This window comes from Pseudomonas sp. (genome assembly GCF_050739775.1).
In the GTDB taxonomy this organism is placed as follows: Bacteria; Pseudomonadota; Gammaproteobacteria; order Pseudomonadales; family Pseudomonadaceae; genus Aquipseudomonas.
This window is the reverse complement of sequence record NZ_JBOICA010000011.1, coordinates 46,299-60,670: the sequence shown is the minus strand read 5'-3', so window position 1 is coordinate 60,670 and position 14,372 is coordinate 46,299. Positions and strand designations below refer to the sequence as shown.

The window sequence follows — 14,372 nt, the reverse complement described above, 5'->3', positions numbered from 1 at the left end:
GATGGTAAGAATTCCCATAGCACAACGCCATTTAAATCAAAGGGCCGGGAACCCCATGGCTTGGCAGGTGGCTGATGTGGCCAAATTCGTTCAGGACGCCGAAGCAGTCAGTCCTTGAGCTTCTTGTACAGTGTGGTCCGCGAGATACCCAACTGGCTGGCGGTCGCTGAGACATTGCCGCCGTTTGCCTGCAATGCCGATTCAATCGTGCGCCGCAAGGTGGCTTGCAGATCGCCAGTCTGAGATTGCGGCGCGGTGCTCTGCAGGTCTGCCGGCAAGTGGCAGGGCAAGGTCATGGGCTCGCCACTGGCCAACGCCGCAGCCAAGCGCAGGGCCTGCTCCAGTTGGCGGATATTGCCCGGCCAGACGTGTTGTTGCAGCACCTGAAGCACGTCGGGATGCAGGGGCGGCACACCATGGCGCAAGCGCAGGCGCTCGATCAGCTGCGGCAGGTCGTTACGCAGGCGCAACGGCGGCAGGTTGATGGTCAAACCGTTCAAGCGGTAGTAGAGGTCTTCGCGAAACAGTTGCGAGGCCATTCGTTGCGCCAGGTCGCAATGGGTGGCGCTGATCACCCGCACATCCAGCGGGCGGCGCACGGAACTGCCGAGGCTGGTGATCTCGCGTTCCTGCAGTACCCGCAGCAGGCGGGTCTGCAAAGCGGCGGGCATGTCGCCGATCTCGTCGAGTAGCAAGGTGCCGCCATGGGCCGCCGCCAACTGGCCACTGGAGCCGCCCTTGCGTGCACCGGTGAAGGTTCCCTCCGCATAGCCGAACAACTCGGCCTCGATCAGGCTTTCCGGAATGGCCGAGCAGTTGATGGCGACGAAGGGTGCTTGCGGGTTCCATTGCTCGTGCAAGGTGCGGGCGAAGACCTCTTTGCCGGTGCCGGTTTCACCGAGTAGCAGAATGGGTACGCCGGCGGCAAAGGCTTTGTGGGCGTTAGCCAGTTGCTGGTTGAGCAGTGCATCGCTGCCTTGGGCTGTGGCGGTACGGGTGAGCCGCGCTGGTGCCGGGGCAGGTTTGTGTGGAGTGGGTTCGATCAACTGGCCGTACAGTTTGGAGCCGTCTGTGAGGATCAGCTGTTGCGCCACCGGTCGAGCGTCCAGCAGGTTGCTGGCATCGAACAGATGCTCAAGCTTGAGGTAGTCGTGGTTGTAGCCGTTGAGCCCCAGCAGCCGCTGGGCAGCACGGTTGGCGCAGCGGATGCTGCCGTCGGAGGCCACCGCCAGCAAGCCTTGTAACGCGGTATCGAGTAGGTGCGGGTCATGTTGCAGCGAGAGAATCCGGCAGTCGCTCAAGCCAGCGAACAGGCGATTCTCAACCGCCATGGCGGCATGGTTGAGTTGTTCAAGCACAGCGCCGGCCTGGCGATCGCCGATGCCGGTGATGTCCAGTGCGCCAAGCACCTCACCTCGCAGACCGCGTAGCGGCACGCTGACACAGAAAAACCGCTCGAAGTCGTTGAGGTAGTGCTGATTGCCGGTCAGGATGATGGGCTTGTCTTCGGCCAGTGTGCAGGCGGGCGCCGTGGTACCCAGGTCCTGTTCCTGGAGCCGTCGGCCCACCTGCAGTGGCGACAACGGACTGAGCAGGTCATAGGCCTGGCGGGCATGCACCAGCACGCCGTCGGGGTTGACGCAAAACAGGGCCCAGGAAGCGCCGCCGATGTGTTCCCACAAACGGTCGATTTCCGGTTGCACGCAACTGGCCAGTTGCAGGTCCTGCTCGGCCAGTGGCTGCAAGTCATCATCTGGTCGTGCTTGCCAGCCGCCTGAAGGCTGCACGCCGGCAGCCCGCGAGCGAACCCATGAGTCTACGACGGCATCGGGCAACAGATTCGCTGGCAGGTTTTCGCCTTCGGCAAAGCGCTGCCGGGCAATGGCCAGGCGCTGCTGATAGGCGGGCGTTCGGGCATCCATCGAGATACCTGTGTTAAGAGTGGAGGCATGCCGCCTGGCCCTGGGGCTGACGGCCGCCTTTGTTTATACGCCGGTCTGTTTCTGCGTCAAGCCTAGAACAGCAGCACGGCGCGAAGGTTGACGCCTATCTCTTCCTGAAAACCGCCCTCGGTTTCAACGTCATGGGTCAACTGAGTGCTGAACTGCACCTTCGGCGTCAGCATTTGCTGGAACTCCAGGCGTACTTGCTGAACCTCGGTCTTGCTGCCGTTGTAGCTGCCGTCCAGATACTGCTTGCCGCCGGTACTGGCGCTGTAACCCAGCGCTAGGCGTTGGCTGGGGTTGAAGTCATAACGCAGATTGCCCTGCAGCTGGTAGGTCTTGTCCTGTTCGAGGGTTTGCTGGCCAGCCTGGTGGTTGTCGCCATAGATGACCGCATCGGCATACCACTCCATCGCCAGCTTGCCCCACAGAGGCTCGATCCAGCCCAGTTGCAGGTCGAGCTTGTAGCGATTTTCGCCAAGGTTGATCGCCTCATCGCGGTCATATTGGCCCCAGGGCAGGTACACCAGCGGGATGATACCGAGGTAGCGGCCGCTGACGCCGGCGAGCGGTTGATTGATCAGCCAGAAGGTTGCGCCAATGATCGGGTCGGCCATGCCGCTGGCACTGCCCAGCGACTGGCCGCCGATTCGCGCATCGTAGACGTGGCCAAACGGCAGGAGGACCTGCGGGGCGAAGGTGATGCCGCCGATATCGAGGTAGTGGATCAAACGCAAAATGCTGATGTTGGAGCTGATCCCGGTGGCCTGTTTGGCATCGGCACCGCCGTCTGCGTTGTAACGCTCGGCGCGGCCATATTGTTGGTACCAGGCGGCGAGGTTGGTGCCGCTGGGAAAGGCGATATAGTCACCGGAGTTGACGTCAACGGCCAGCGATTTTGTCGAGACGAGCGCCAGCGCCAACAGGCCCAGGCGGGGTCGGGAAAGTGTGAACACAGAGCGGTACCTTTTTTGTTGTTATTAGCAGGGCGGGGCGCTTGGCGCCCCGGGTCTGTCAGTTAGTTGTGGATGCGGATCACCGGTTTGAGGGTCAGGCCTTTTTCGCTGTCTTCAGCGGCCTGGTTGATGTCCTTGAAGCTGTAGAACTTCACCAGGCGATCGAACGGGAAACGGCCTTGCAGGTAGAGTTCGACCAGTTCGGGGATGAACTTTTGCGGCACACTGTCACCCTCGACGATGCCGCGAATGCTCTTGCCACCGAGCAACAGGTCGTTGACGTCGAACTCGGCCGTGACGCCCAGCGCTGGTGCACCGACCACCCCCAGGGCGCCACGGCTGCCGAGCGCATCGACGGCCTGGCGCAGCACGGCCGGCCGTCCGGTCGATTCCAGGGCGAAGTTCACCCCGCCAGCGGTGATTTCACGGATTGCTGCCACCGGATCGACCTCCTTGCTGTTGACCACATGGGTGGCGCCCAGCTCCATTGCCAGGGCCAGGCGGGACGGCACGACATCGACGGCAATGATGGTTGTCGCCCCCGCCACGCGCGCGGCGAGTACCGCGCTGAGCCCGACTGCGCCGCCACCAAATGCGGCAAAGCTGCTGCCCGGGGTGACTTTCAGCGAGTTGATCACCGCGCCCGCGCCGGTCTGGATGCCGCAACCCAAAGGCCCCAACAGTTCCAGCGGCGCTTTCTGGCTGACCTTGACCGCATTGTTTTCCCGCGCCAGTGCCAGGCTGGCAAAGGACGACTGGGCAAAGAAGTGATCGTTCAGCCGCTGTCCGCTTTCATCGCTCAGGGCACTTTCGCCCTGGGGATCGGCGCCGCTGAAGTTGCGTCCGAAGAACTCCTGGCAGTACGCCGTATGACCGCCGCCGCAGGACAGGCAATGGCCGCAGTGGCCGTAGCTGAGCACCACATGGTCGCCGACCTGCAGCCCTTTGACCTGCGGGCCGATGGCCTCGACCACACCGGCACCTTCATGGCCCAGCACTGCAGGCAGCGGCACCGGATAGTACTGATCGCGCACGATCATGTCGGTGTGACACATGCCTGTGGCGACGATTCGTACCAGTACTTCGTCCGCGCGCGGTGCACGGATACGCGCGGCTTCCAGCGTGAAAGGGGCACCTTTGCCACGGGTGACGGCTGCGGTGACTGGATGGTAGGCAGTTGTATTCATTGTTATTGTCCTTTGCCGGTTAAAGAGGGTAGGCCGGGGCATCGCCCTTGACCGTCAGCCACTGCCACTGGGTGAACTCCTCCCAGTTCGCCGGGCCGCCGATGCTGGCGCCATTGCCCGAGGCACCGACGCCACCAAACGGGTTGACGACCTCGTCGTTGACGGTCTGATCGTTGATGTGCAGCAGCCCGACACGCAATTGTTCACCCAGCTTCAAGGCACGCCCCACGTCCCGCGACAGCACGGCGGCGGAGAGGCCGTATTCGGTGTCGTTGGCCAGGGCGACGGCATCGGCATCGGTGTCGAACGGCACCACCACCGCCACCGGGCCGAAAATCTCTTCGTGGAAGGCCGGGTTGTCGCGGCTCACGCCGCTGAGCACAGTGGCCGGGAAGAACAGCCCCTGAGGGTCGCCACCGACTTCCAGTTTCGCGCCTGCCTGTTGCGCGGCCTGCACGATCCGCCGGGCGTTTTCGCATTGCGGGGCATTGATCAGCGGTCCCAGGTGCACCGGGCCCTTGGCCGGATCGCCGACGGTGAGGCTACGGGCCTTGGCCACCAGGCGTTCTAGGAAGCGCTCGTAGATACCGCGCTGTACCAGCAGGCGGCCGGTGGACATGCAGATCTGGCCCTGGTGCAGATAGACGCCCCAGGTAGCGTTGGCCAGCGCGAGGTCAAGGTCGGCATCATCAAGCACGATCAGCGCGTTTTTCCCGCCCAGTTCCAGCGAGACTTTCTTCAAGTGACGTCCGGCCGCTTCGCCGACCCTGCGCCCGGCACCGGTGGAGCCGGTGAACTGAATCATCGCGACATGCGGATCGCTGGTCAGCGTCGCGCCGGCATCGGCACCGCCGGGCAGTACGTGCAGCAGTCCGGCGGGCAGCCCGGCCAGTTCAAACACCCGGGCGATAACGAAGCCGCCACACACAGCGGTGCGCGGGTCGGGCTTGAGCACCACGGCGTTGCCGGTGGCCAGCGCCGGTGCGACCGCGCGGATGGCCAGGTACAGCGGAAAGTTGAAGGGCGAAATCACCCCGACCACCCCCAACGGACGGCGACGGGCCAGGCTCAAGCGGCCGGGTACCGAAGGCAGCACTTCACCCTGGCTGCGTGAAGGCAGGCTGGCGCTCTCGTGCAGCACCTTGATGCTCAGCCGGGTTTCGAACTCGGCTTTGTCCCGCGTGGAGCCGCTTTCACGCATCAGCCAGTCGGCGATTTCATCCGCATGATTTTCGGCGACCAGGGCGGCCTTGCGAAACACCGCAGCGCGTTCGTCATAGGACAGCTGAAACCATTTGGCCTGGACCTGGTGAGCAGCCTTGCTGCTGCGCGCGACCTGATCGGCGTCGGCGTTGGCCAGCGTGCCAAGGGTATTGCCGGTGGCCGGTTCCAGTACCGCTGTCGACGGCGCTTGTCCGGCTTGCCATTGACCGGTGAACAGGTGCTCGTTCCAGAGTTCGGCGGGTAGCAGAGGTTGCAGTAAGGCAGAAGTAGTCATCGCAAGTGTTCCTGTTTTTTGTAGGAGCGTGACGATGTACAGAGCAGAAGCTGTGCCAATCGGTCACACCCCCGAAAACAGGGGCTGTTGACGAGAACTACAGGTGTTGGGTGTTCAGTTTCTGGACAGGGAAGGGGGGTGGGCTGTGCAGAGAATGGACGGTGCGCGCGGCGGGCTCAAGAACTGTGAGCCCGCCGCGTATACCCGGTTACTCCGCCAGTTGCAGTTCTGGCAGATTCAGACGGAACGCCCGGGTAATCCCGATCAGGCAAATGAACCCCAGCGCCATCCAGCTCAGGCCGATCATGAACGACATGCTCGACAGGCTGGTCCACAGCCAGATGGTGCTGAGGAAGCCGAGCGCCGGTATGGCGCCATACATCAGGTAGTTAGCCGTGCCACGCAATTTCTGGTCGACCAGGTAATGCTTGACCACTGCCAGGTTCACCATCGAAAAGGCGAACAGTGCGCCGAAACTGATCATGTTGGCGACGGTGTCCAAGGTGATGAACAAGGCTATCAGCGAGAGCACGCTGACCAGTATGATCGCGGTGGCCGGTACGCGTTTCTTCGACACCAGCCGGCCGAACACGCGCGGCAGCGCGCCATCCCGGCCCATGGCGAACAGCACCCGCGATACGCTGGCCTGGGACACCATGGCCGAGGCGAAGCAACCAGCCACGTAGGTGGCCGTAAATGCGGTCACCAGCAATTCACCTCCTACACGACGCATGACGTCCACTGAAGCCGAGTCCGGGTCGGCGAAGGTGCTCCACTCCGGAAATACCAACTGGGCGAAATACGACACCAGCAGAAACAGCAGGCCACCGATCAGCGACACCACCATGATCGCCAGCGGGATGCGGAACTGCGGGTTGGTGGTTTCCTCTGCCATGGTCGAAACAGCGTCGAAGCCGAGGAAGGACAGGCACAGCACGGCTGCACCGGTCATGATCAGCGGAACGCTGAAGCCTTCATGATGGAAGGGTTGCAACAGCGATACCGGTTCCGGCTGTCCGCTCAGATTGTGGATCGACAAGGCGACGAAGACCACGATGAATACCAGCTGAACAACGACCATGATCCAGTTGACCCGTGTGACAGACTCGATGCCGATCAGGTTCAGGAAGGTCACCAGAGCAATTGAACCGAGCACCCACACCCAGGCGTGAATCGTCGGGAAGTACTCGGACATGTAGATGCCGATCAGCAGGTAACTGAGCAGCGGCAGGAAGATGTAGTCGAGCAACAGGGTCCAGCCGGCCATGAAACCGAAGTAGCTGCCAAAGGCCTTGCGGGTGTAGGTGTAGACGGAGCCTGAATACGGGTGGGCCTGGACCATGCGGCCATAGCTGTAGGCGGTCAGCAGCATGGCGGCGAGTGTCAGCAGGTAGGCGGTGGGCAAATGCCCCTTGGTTATCTGGGTGACCAGTCCATAGGTGGTGAACACCGCCAGCGGGACCATGTAGGCGAGACCGAAGAGCACCAGTGCGGTGAGGCCCATGGATTTTCGAAAGCGGCCCGTAGCGGTGGATTGTAATGGGCAATGGTGGGGGTGAGTTTCTGCTGTGTTTGTTGTTGTATGCATTGCGAACTCCTGGAAATCGAATACAGGACGCTGCGGCGCGCGAGAGGTCTCGCTACCGTTGATAGAGCTTCTTTGTGGGGCGTGGGGCTAACCGGTTGCTGGCAGCCCTGGGTCAAACGCTGTGCACGCAAAGCGCCCACGCCGGCAGGCGTGGGCGTTCAGGTCAGAGTTTGCCGACCATCCGCGCGGTGCGGTCTACGGCGATGCGGGTCTTCTCGACCAGCTCGTCGAGTTCTGCGCGAGTGGCGACCAAGGCGGGCGCCATGATCATGCGGCCGAGGGTAGAGCGGATGATCACGCCTTCTTCGAAACCGAAGGTGCGGCACTGCCAGGCCAGGTCGTTCTCATTGTCGAAGCGTTTGCGGGTTGCCTTGTCTTCGGCAAACTGCAGGGCTGCCAGCAGCCCGGTCCCTTGAATGTCGCCAATCAGCGGATGCTGGGCGAACACTTCGCGCAAAATCTGCTGCAGGTACGGCCCGGTGTCGTCCTTCACCAGGCGGACGATGCCCTCGTCACGCAAGGCCTTGAGGTTGGCCACCGCCACCGCTGCGGCCACCGGGTGCCCGGAGTAGGTCAGCCCGTGAGCGAAGACACCGCCGCGCTCGACCAGCGCTTCGGCGATACGCTTGCTCAGCACCAGGCCGCCCATGGGTACATAGCCGCTGGTCAGGCCTTTGGCGATGGACAGGGTGTCCGGCTCGAAACCGAAATGCTCATGGGCGAACCACTCGCCGGTCCGGCCAAAGCCGCCGATCACTTCGTCCGCGCACAGCAGCACATCGTACTGGCGGCAGATGCGCTGAATTTCCGGCCAGTAGCTTTCAGGCGGGAAGATCATGCCGCCGGCACCCTGGAAAGGCTCGGCGATGAACCCGGCAACATTGTCGGCACCCAGTTCAAGGATCTTCTCTTCCAGTTGCAGGGCGCAGCGTTTACCGAACTCGGCCGGGGTCAGGTCGCCGCCGTGGGCATACCAGTAAGGCTCGTCGATGTGCGCGATGTCCGGAATCATTCCGCCCATCTCGTGCATGAACTTCATCCCGCCCAGCGCGGTGGCCGCCAGAGTCGAGCCGTGGTAACCATTCCAGCGGCCAATCATGATCTTCTTCTGCGGCTTGCCGACCACCTGCCAGTAACGGCGCACGGTGCGGATCAGCACCTCGTTGGCCTCGGAGCCGGAGTTGGTGTAGATCGCGTGGCTGTAGTGTCCCGGCAGCAGGCTGAAGAGCAGCTCGGAAAGCTCGATCACCGCCGGGTGGGTGGTGTGGAAGAACATGTTGTAGTACGACAGTTGATCCATCTGCGCGGCGGCGGCGGCAGTCAGGTCCCTGCGGCCGTAGCCGAGCTGGGTGCACCACAGGCCGGACATGCCATCCAGGTAACGGTTGCCGTCGTTGTCCCACAGGTTCAGGCGCTCACCGCGGACCATCACCCGTGGCCCTTCGGCATTCAGTGCCTTCTGATCCAGAAAAGCATGGATATGGTGGGCGGCGTCGGATTTCTGATAGTCCTGGGTGTCTCGTTGCGGTGCAAAGGGGGCATTCATGGCTTTGTTCTCTTTCTTGGTAAGCACGTGAGAGGGGAGGGCCGCGCTGATCCAATGCGCAAACTGGCGCCTGTCCTGGGCGCTGGGGTTGGAGGAATGCTCCCACACTCTCGGCGCCCCCGAAATCACCCGTTTTGGTGACATCTCCCGGCCGACTTTCGAGCTGACAAGGCGCCGGTCTGCAGAGCTTTTTCGTATGACTGGAGAACATTTTTACTAATTTGCCTTGCTTCGATAGTGGCGCACCATCGACCCACATGAATAACAACAGACCGTGTCCACGGTCGATGTGGGAGTGCAGCGTGTTCGACCTTAACTTCTGGCAGCAGCGGGCCAACCGCCAAACATTCATCGATACCGCCCTTATTGGTGGTCATCAGGTGAAGCCTTCCTCGGGGGCGACCTTCGACGCGATCAACCCCGCCACCAATCAGCTGCTCGCTCGCGTCGCGGCCTGCGGCGAGGACGAGGTCAATCTGGCCGTGCGCACTGCACGTCGCGCATTCAACGAAGGTCCGTGGGCGCGCATGGCACCTGCGCAGCGCAAGAAGATCCTGATCAGGCTTTCCGAACTGCTGCTGGTGCACCGCGAAGAGCTGGCCCTGCTTGACTCACTGAACATGGGCAAGCCCGTCATGGATGCCTACAACATCGACGTTCCGGGGGCAGCCGGCGTGTTTGCCTGGTACGGCGAGGCGCTGGACAAGGTCTACGACCAGGTCGCGCCAACGGCTGCCAATGCATTGGCAACCATCACCCGCGAAGCATTGGGGGTCATCGCCGCAGTCGTGCCATGGAACTTCCCGCTGGACATGGCGGCCTGGAAACTCGCCCCGGCGCTGGCCGCAGGTAACAGCGTGGTATTGAAACCCGCTGAGCAGTCACCGTTCTCTGCCCTGCGGCTGGGCCAGCTCGCACTGGAAGCGGGTATTCCGGAAGGCGTGCTGAACGTGGTGCCGGGGCTGGGCGAGAGCGCCGGCAAGGCCCTGGGGCTGCATCCGGACGTCGATTGCCTGGTGTTTACCGGATCGACCCAAGTGGGCAAATACTTCATGCAGTATGCTGCCCAGTCGAACCTCAAGCAGGTCTGGCTGGAGTGCGGCGGCAAAAGCCCGAACCTTGTGTTTGCCGACTGCCAGGATCTCGATCTGGCTGCGGAAAAAGCAGCGTTCGGCATCTTCTTCAACCAGGGTGAGGTGTGTTCGGCCAACTCCCGGCTGTACGTGCAGCGCTCTATCCATGACGAGTTCATCGAGCGGGTGATCGCCAAGGCGCAAGCCTGGATCCCGGGTGATCCTCTCAATCCAGCCAGCGCCGCAGGGGCGATTGTCGATAGCGAGCAGACTGCGCGCATCATGAGGGCGATTGGCCTGGCGAGTGAGGAGGGCGCGAAACTGCTGAGCGGTGGCGAGCAACTGACCTTCAATGGCTCCTCCAACTTCATCCAGCCGACCATCTTCGCCAACGTGGAGAGCGACAGCCGTCTTGCACGTGACGAAATCTTCGGCCCCGTGCTTGCCATCAGCGCCTTCGATAGCGAAGAGGAGGCAGTGAAGCTTGCCAATGACAGCATCTATGGCCTGGCCGCTTCGGTATGGAGTGACGATCTCAATCGCGCCCACCGCGTAGCCAAGGCGCTGAAGGCCGGCACCGTCTCGGTCAATACCATGGACGCACTCGATACTGCCGTTCCGTTCGGCGGGGGCAAGCAGTCCGGGTTCGGCCGCGATCTTTCGTTGCACTCATTCGACAAGTACACACAACTGAAAACCACCTGGTTCCAGCTGCGTTAAAGCCTGGCGCCACCCGGCGCCTCAATAACAACAAACACACACAACCATAAGTCGTGAGGGCGTTTCCATGCGTACTTTCACCGCGTCGCTCAGCTTTGCAGTGCTTACCGCTGTCAGTCTTCCTGCGCTTTCCAGCACGTCCAGCCTGACGGTGATTTCTTTTGGTGGCGCTACCAAGGCCGCCCAACAGGCAGCCTACTTCCAGCCCTTTGAAAACAGCGGGGCAGGGAAAGTGGTGGCTGGCGAATACAATGGCGAACTTTCAAAGATCAAAGCCATGGTCGACGTCGGCCATGTGTCCTGGGACGTGGTGGAGGTAGAAAGTCCTGAACTCATTCGCGGTTGCGAGGAGGGCCTGTTCGAGCGGATCGACCCGGCGCTGCTTGGCGATCAGGCCAACTACCTGCCCGGTACCGTGAGCGAATGCGGGGTGGCCAGCTATGTCTGGTCCATGGTCATTGCCTACAACACGCAGAAGCTCAGCACCGGGCCTGCCTCATGGGCTGATTTCTGGGATACCCAGCGTTTTCCGGGCAAGCGCGGTCTGCGCAAAGGCGCCAAGTACACCCTCGAGGTGGCGTTGCTCGCTGACGGCGTCTCCCGCGAGGATCTCTACAAGGTGTTGGGCACTCCGGAAGGGGTGAACCGCGCATTCCGCAAGCTCGATGAGATCAAGCAGAACATCCAGTGGTGGGAGGCCGGCGCGCAACCTCCGCAATGGCTGGTTGCCGGCGACGTGGTGATGTCTGCAGCCTACAACGGTCGCATTGCCTCGGCGCAGAAGGATGGCTCCAAGCTGGGCATTGTCTGGCAGGGCAGTCTGTATGACCCTGACCACTGGGCCATCGTGCGCGGCTCCGGGAACAAGGCACTGGCGGAGAAATTCATCACCTTCGCCAGTCAAGCCGAATCGCAAAAAGCCTTCTCCAGCCAGATTCCTTATGGCCCCGTGCGCACTGAAGCGCTCGCTCAACTGCCTGCCGATGTCCAGCATCAGCTACCCACTGCTCCTGCCAACCTTGCCGACGCGCAACTGGTGGACGCAGCGTTCTGGGTCGACCACGGTGAAGAGCTGGAACAACGCTTCAACGCCTGGGCTGCACGGTGAGGCGATAAAGGGTGATGGTGAGCCCATCCCGGCAATGGAACAATGCTTCAGCGCCGATGCGGTATTACCTCGGCATTCCCGATGCAGGAGGTGAAACGCAAGATGGGCAATAACCGGCTTCAATCCGAAGAGTGGTTCCAGCAAATGGCTCATGTGGTCGATTGCATCGGGACGTCCGGGTTTGTCGAGTCGCTGTTCGCCGCGCTCAACTCCCTGGCGCCCGCGCATGCCATCACCGTGTTCCTGTTTCCCCATGAAGGCTTGCCTTCGGCATTGTTCGAGCGGGATGAGGAAGGGCCATGGATGCCTGAAGGCAACGTTCGCAAGTACCTTGAGGGCTTCTACCTGCTGTGCCCGTTCTACCGGGCCAGCATGGACGGCATCGCGCCAGGCTGTTACCGGCTGAGCGATGTAGCACCGGACCACTTCAAGCGTAGCGAATATTACTTGTCGTTCTACCAGCATGCGCGTCTTGAAGACGAGCTCAACTACATCGTACCGCTCGGGCCGAAACTGACGATCGCAGTCGCTTTGGCGAGTACCTGCCGCCTTAGCCGGCAACAGGTCGACGAACTCAAGCGCATTGCCCCCTGGGTACTGGCCGTAGTACGTCGGCATTGGGGCGATCTTGACGCAGATTCGCTCGGCGGCCGCTTTGAAAGCGCGCTTGGCCGGCAGATCAACGCAGCGCTTACCAAATTCGGCTCCTCCTTGTTGACCGAGCGTGAGTGCCTGGTCGCTCAATACATGCTCCGCGGTCATTCCATTCGCTCGCTTGCCGAACGCTTGGGTATCAGCGAGGACACCGTCAAGACCCACCGCAAGCACCTGTACGCCAAGCTTGATATCGCCAAGCAGTCGGAGCTGTTTTCGCTGTTCATCGACTCGGTGGCCCAAGCCCAGGAAGGGTTGAGCAAAGACCCGCTGGAAAGCTACCTGCGCCGCAGGCGCTGACAACCTGTTCTGCGTTGGCTCGAAAGCCGCGAAAACCGTATCTCAGATGCGATAAGCCGTGATTATTTAATCTCAGAAATCACTTTCCAAAGCATCCTTTTAGGCAATGAGATACCATGTAAAAACATAGTACGTACCACATTGCTAAATAGTAGGAGCAACCATGGCCCGTGGCGGAATCAACAAGGCTGTCGTGCACAAAGCACGGCAGGCGCTACTGGCTCGTGGTGTACACCCAAGCATCGACGCAGTACGTATCGAACTGGGCAATACCGGGTCGAAAACCACGATTCATCGCTACCTGAAGGAACTGGACAACCAGTACTCGGCGCAGCCATTGAGTACGCCGAATCTCAGCGATGCACTGGCAACGCTGGTCGAGCAACTGGCCGAGCAGTTGCGTGAGGAAGGGGAGGCACGAATCGAGGAAGTGCGCAGCACGTTCGAGGCAGAACGACAAACGCTGCTGGCCCAGGTGCAGATCAGCCAGCAGGCATTGGCAGCGCTGCAACAGCAGCATGAGATCCAGGCCGCAGCCTTGGCCGGTGAATCCGCCGCGCTGGCCACCACTCGCAGTACCTTGCAGACTGAGCAGACCCGCAACGCCACACTCAATCAGGCCGTTGGCGAATTGAACCTGCGCCTGGCCGACAAAGACGAACAGATCGCCTCACTGGAAGACAAACACCAGCACGCCCGCGACGCGCTTGAGCATTACCGCAGTGCCAGCCGCGAGCAGCGTGAGCAGGAGCAGCGCCGCCACGAAGGGCAGGTGCAACAACTTCAGGTCGAGCTGCGGCAGTTGCAGCAGACCTTGATCGTCAAGCAGGACGAACTGACGCGCCTGAATCGCGACAACGAAGGCTTGCTGGTACAGATCCGTACACTCAAGGATGCCCAGCGCACACTCAAGACCCAGAGCGAGCGGCGCCAGACACAGATTCAGGGGCTGGAAGTGAACCTGGCGCAACTCAATGGTTCGCGGGACGAGTTGGAAAAGCAGAACCAGAACCTGGCGCTGAGTCTGGCCGAGCGGGTGACCGAGCTGCGCCAGCAGTTGCAGTTGATCGGCAAGCTGGAAGCGCAGTTGCGTCAGGCTGAAAAGATGGCGCAGCAGCTTCAGGACACGCCCTGAAGTTCCAGGCGCATCGCGCACCGATCAGTCAGGCCGTGAGCCCGTTCGGCAGCTAATTGACGTTGCAGGAAATAGCTGCACCTTTGCGCGTCGAGCCGCTCAAAGCCCAGGCGCGCATAGAAGGGCGCATTCCACGCAACCTGGGTGAAGGTGGTCAGCGTCAACCCGGCAAAGCTTTGCGCCTGTGCCCAGGCGCTGGCCGTAGTGATCATCCGACGACCTTGCCCTCGACCTTGCAGCGCCTGCGCCACCGATAGTTCGACGATGTGCCAGTCCTCGCCACAGTCCTGGCCACAAAGAAAGCCCTGTGGACGATCCTTCTCGTCAACCACTACCCAGGTATGGCCTGCAGCGATAAATACGCGATGCTGCGCGGCACTGAGCACGTCTTCGCTGGCGATCCACTGCAGGCCTTCACAGGCAAGAAAGGCTTGCGCGGCAGAACGCTCGATAGCCGGGAGCAGGTCTGCGTCGTCGTCGCGGGCAGGGCGAATAGTGAAGAGCATGACGGTTATGTCCAATAAATAACACGGCTATTCAAGGCCGTGATGCATCACCCGTCAAGGCCTGGAGCCGCGTAGCAGAGCCGCTGCGAGGCCTTGCAGTTTTTTACTCTCTAGCAACTACAAAAATCATAATTTCGTCATTTGCAGGCTTTGCACAG

General features: G+C 61.4%; 11 protein-coding genes. 4 read left to right on the top strand and 7 right to left on the bottom strand.

Annotated elements, in window-relative coordinates:
* Positions 1–107 precede the first annotated feature (107 nt).
* From ACRESH_RS08065 to ACRESH_RS08040, 6 genes are all read right to left on the bottom strand, one after another.
* Positions 108–1,922 carry a sigma-54-dependent Fis family transcriptional regulator gene (locus ACRESH_RS08065; RefSeq protein WP_431741489.1) on the bottom strand — a complete coding sequence of 605 codons (1,815 nt, stop codon included), beginning with the start codon at positions 1,920–1,922 and terminating at the stop codon, positions 108–110.
* A 92-nt stretch (positions 1,923–2,014) separates the two neighbouring features.
* A complete protein-coding gene (locus ACRESH_RS08060) occupies positions 2,015–2,899 on the bottom strand; it encodes a transporter (RefSeq protein WP_431741488.1) in 885 nt (294 codons plus the stop codon).
* Positions 2,900–2,961: 62 nt separating this feature from the next.
* Complete coding sequence (locus tag ACRESH_RS08055; RefSeq protein WP_431741487.1) at positions 2,962–4,086, bottom strand: NAD(P)-dependent alcohol dehydrogenase; 1,125 nt, start codon at positions 4,084–4,086, stop codon at positions 2,962–2,964.
* A gap of 19 nt (positions 4,087–4,105) precedes the next feature.
* On the bottom strand, positions 4,106–5,584 hold the full coding sequence (locus tag ACRESH_RS08050) for a benzaldehyde dehydrogenase (protein ID WP_431741486.1): 1,479 nt from the start codon (positions 5,582–5,584) through the stop codon (positions 4,106–4,108).
* A 208-nt stretch (positions 5,585–5,792) separates the two neighbouring features.
* Positions 5,793–7,172, bottom strand: a complete 1,380-nt coding sequence (locus ACRESH_RS08045) for an APC family permease (RefSeq protein WP_431741485.1) — start codon at positions 7,170–7,172, stop codon at positions 5,793–5,795.
* A 163-nt stretch (positions 7,173–7,335) separates the two neighbouring features.
* Positions 7,336–8,718: an aspartate aminotransferase family protein gene (locus tag ACRESH_RS08040; RefSeq protein ID WP_431741484.1), complete on the bottom strand. Its 1,383-nt coding sequence runs from the start codon at positions 8,716–8,718 to the stop codon at positions 7,336–7,338.
* A 302-nt stretch (positions 8,719–9,020) separates the two neighbouring features.
* On the opposite strand from ACRESH_RS08040, the gene ACRESH_RS08035 reads away from it, so the two are divergent.
* The 4 genes from ACRESH_RS08035 to ACRESH_RS08020 all read left to right on the top strand — a co-directional run bounded on the left by ACRESH_RS08035 (position 9,021) and on the right by ACRESH_RS08020 (position 13,708).
* On the top strand, positions 9,021–10,511 hold the full coding sequence (locus ACRESH_RS08035) for an aldehyde dehydrogenase (protein WP_431741483.1): 1,491 nt from the start codon (positions 9,021–9,023) through the stop codon (positions 10,509–10,511).
* A 67-nt stretch (positions 10,512–10,578) separates the two neighbouring features.
* Positions 10,579–11,619, top strand: a complete 1,041-nt coding sequence (locus ACRESH_RS08030; protein WP_431741482.1) for an ABC transporter substrate-binding protein — start codon at positions 10,579–10,581, stop codon at positions 11,617–11,619.
* Positions 11,620–11,721: 102 nt separating this feature from the next.
* The gene (locus ACRESH_RS08025) at positions 11,722–12,573 is read left to right on the top strand and encodes a response regulator transcription factor (RefSeq protein ID WP_431741481.1); all 852 of its coding nucleotides are present in this window, start codon (positions 11,722–11,724) and stop codon (positions 12,571–12,573) included.
* 163 nt (positions 12,574–12,736) lie between these two features.
* The gene (locus tag ACRESH_RS08020) at positions 12,737–13,708 is read left to right on the top strand and encodes a DNA-binding protein (RefSeq protein WP_431741480.1); all 972 of its coding nucleotides are present in this window, start codon (positions 12,737–12,739) and stop codon (positions 13,706–13,708) included.
* On the opposite strand, the gene ACRESH_RS08015 is transcribed toward ACRESH_RS08020, so the two are convergent.
* Complete coding sequence (locus ACRESH_RS08015; RefSeq protein WP_431741479.1) at positions 13,693–14,214, bottom strand: GNAT family N-acetyltransferase; 522 nt, start codon at positions 14,212–14,214, stop codon at positions 13,693–13,695. The genes ACRESH_RS08020 and ACRESH_RS08015 overlap by 16 nt on opposite strands.
* Positions 14,215–14,372: the final 158 nt, after the last annotated feature.

What these genes read in the sequence shown, in the direction of transcription:
- ACRESH_RS08040 (WP_431741484.1), bottom strand. Translation starts at nt 8,718, where the DNA reads ATGAATGCCCCCTTTGCACCGCAACGAGACACCCAGGACTATCAGAAA.
- ACRESH_RS08045 (WP_431741485.1), bottom strand. Translation starts at nt 7,172, where the DNA reads ATGCATACAACAACAAACACAGCAGAAACTCACCCCCACCATTGCCCA.
- ACRESH_RS08050 (WP_431741486.1), bottom strand. Translation starts at nt 5,584, where the DNA reads ATGACTACTTCTGCCTTACTGCAACCTCTGCTACCCGCCGAACTCTGG.
- ACRESH_RS08020 (WP_431741480.1), top strand. Translation starts at nt 12,737, where the DNA reads ATGGCCCGTGGCGGAATCAACAAGGCTGTCGTGCACAAAGCACGGCAG.
- ACRESH_RS08055 (WP_431741487.1), bottom strand. Translation starts at nt 4,086, where the DNA reads ATGAATACAACTGCCTACCATCCAGTCACCGCAGCCGTCACCCGTGGC.
- ACRESH_RS08015 (WP_431741479.1), bottom strand. Translation starts at nt 14,214, where the DNA reads ATGCTCTTCACTATTCGCCCTGCCCGCGACGACGACGCAGACCTGCTC.
- ACRESH_RS08025 (WP_431741481.1), top strand. Translation starts at nt 11,722, where the DNA reads ATGGGCAATAACCGGCTTCAATCCGAAGAGTGGTTCCAGCAAATGGCT.
- ACRESH_RS08065 (WP_431741489.1), bottom strand. Translation starts at nt 1,922, where the DNA reads ATGGATGCCCGAACGCCCGCCTATCAGCAGCGCCTGGCCATTGCCCGG.
- ACRESH_RS08030 (WP_431741482.1), top strand. Translation starts at nt 10,579, where the DNA reads ATGCGTACTTTCACCGCGTCGCTCAGCTTTGCAGTGCTTACCGCTGTC.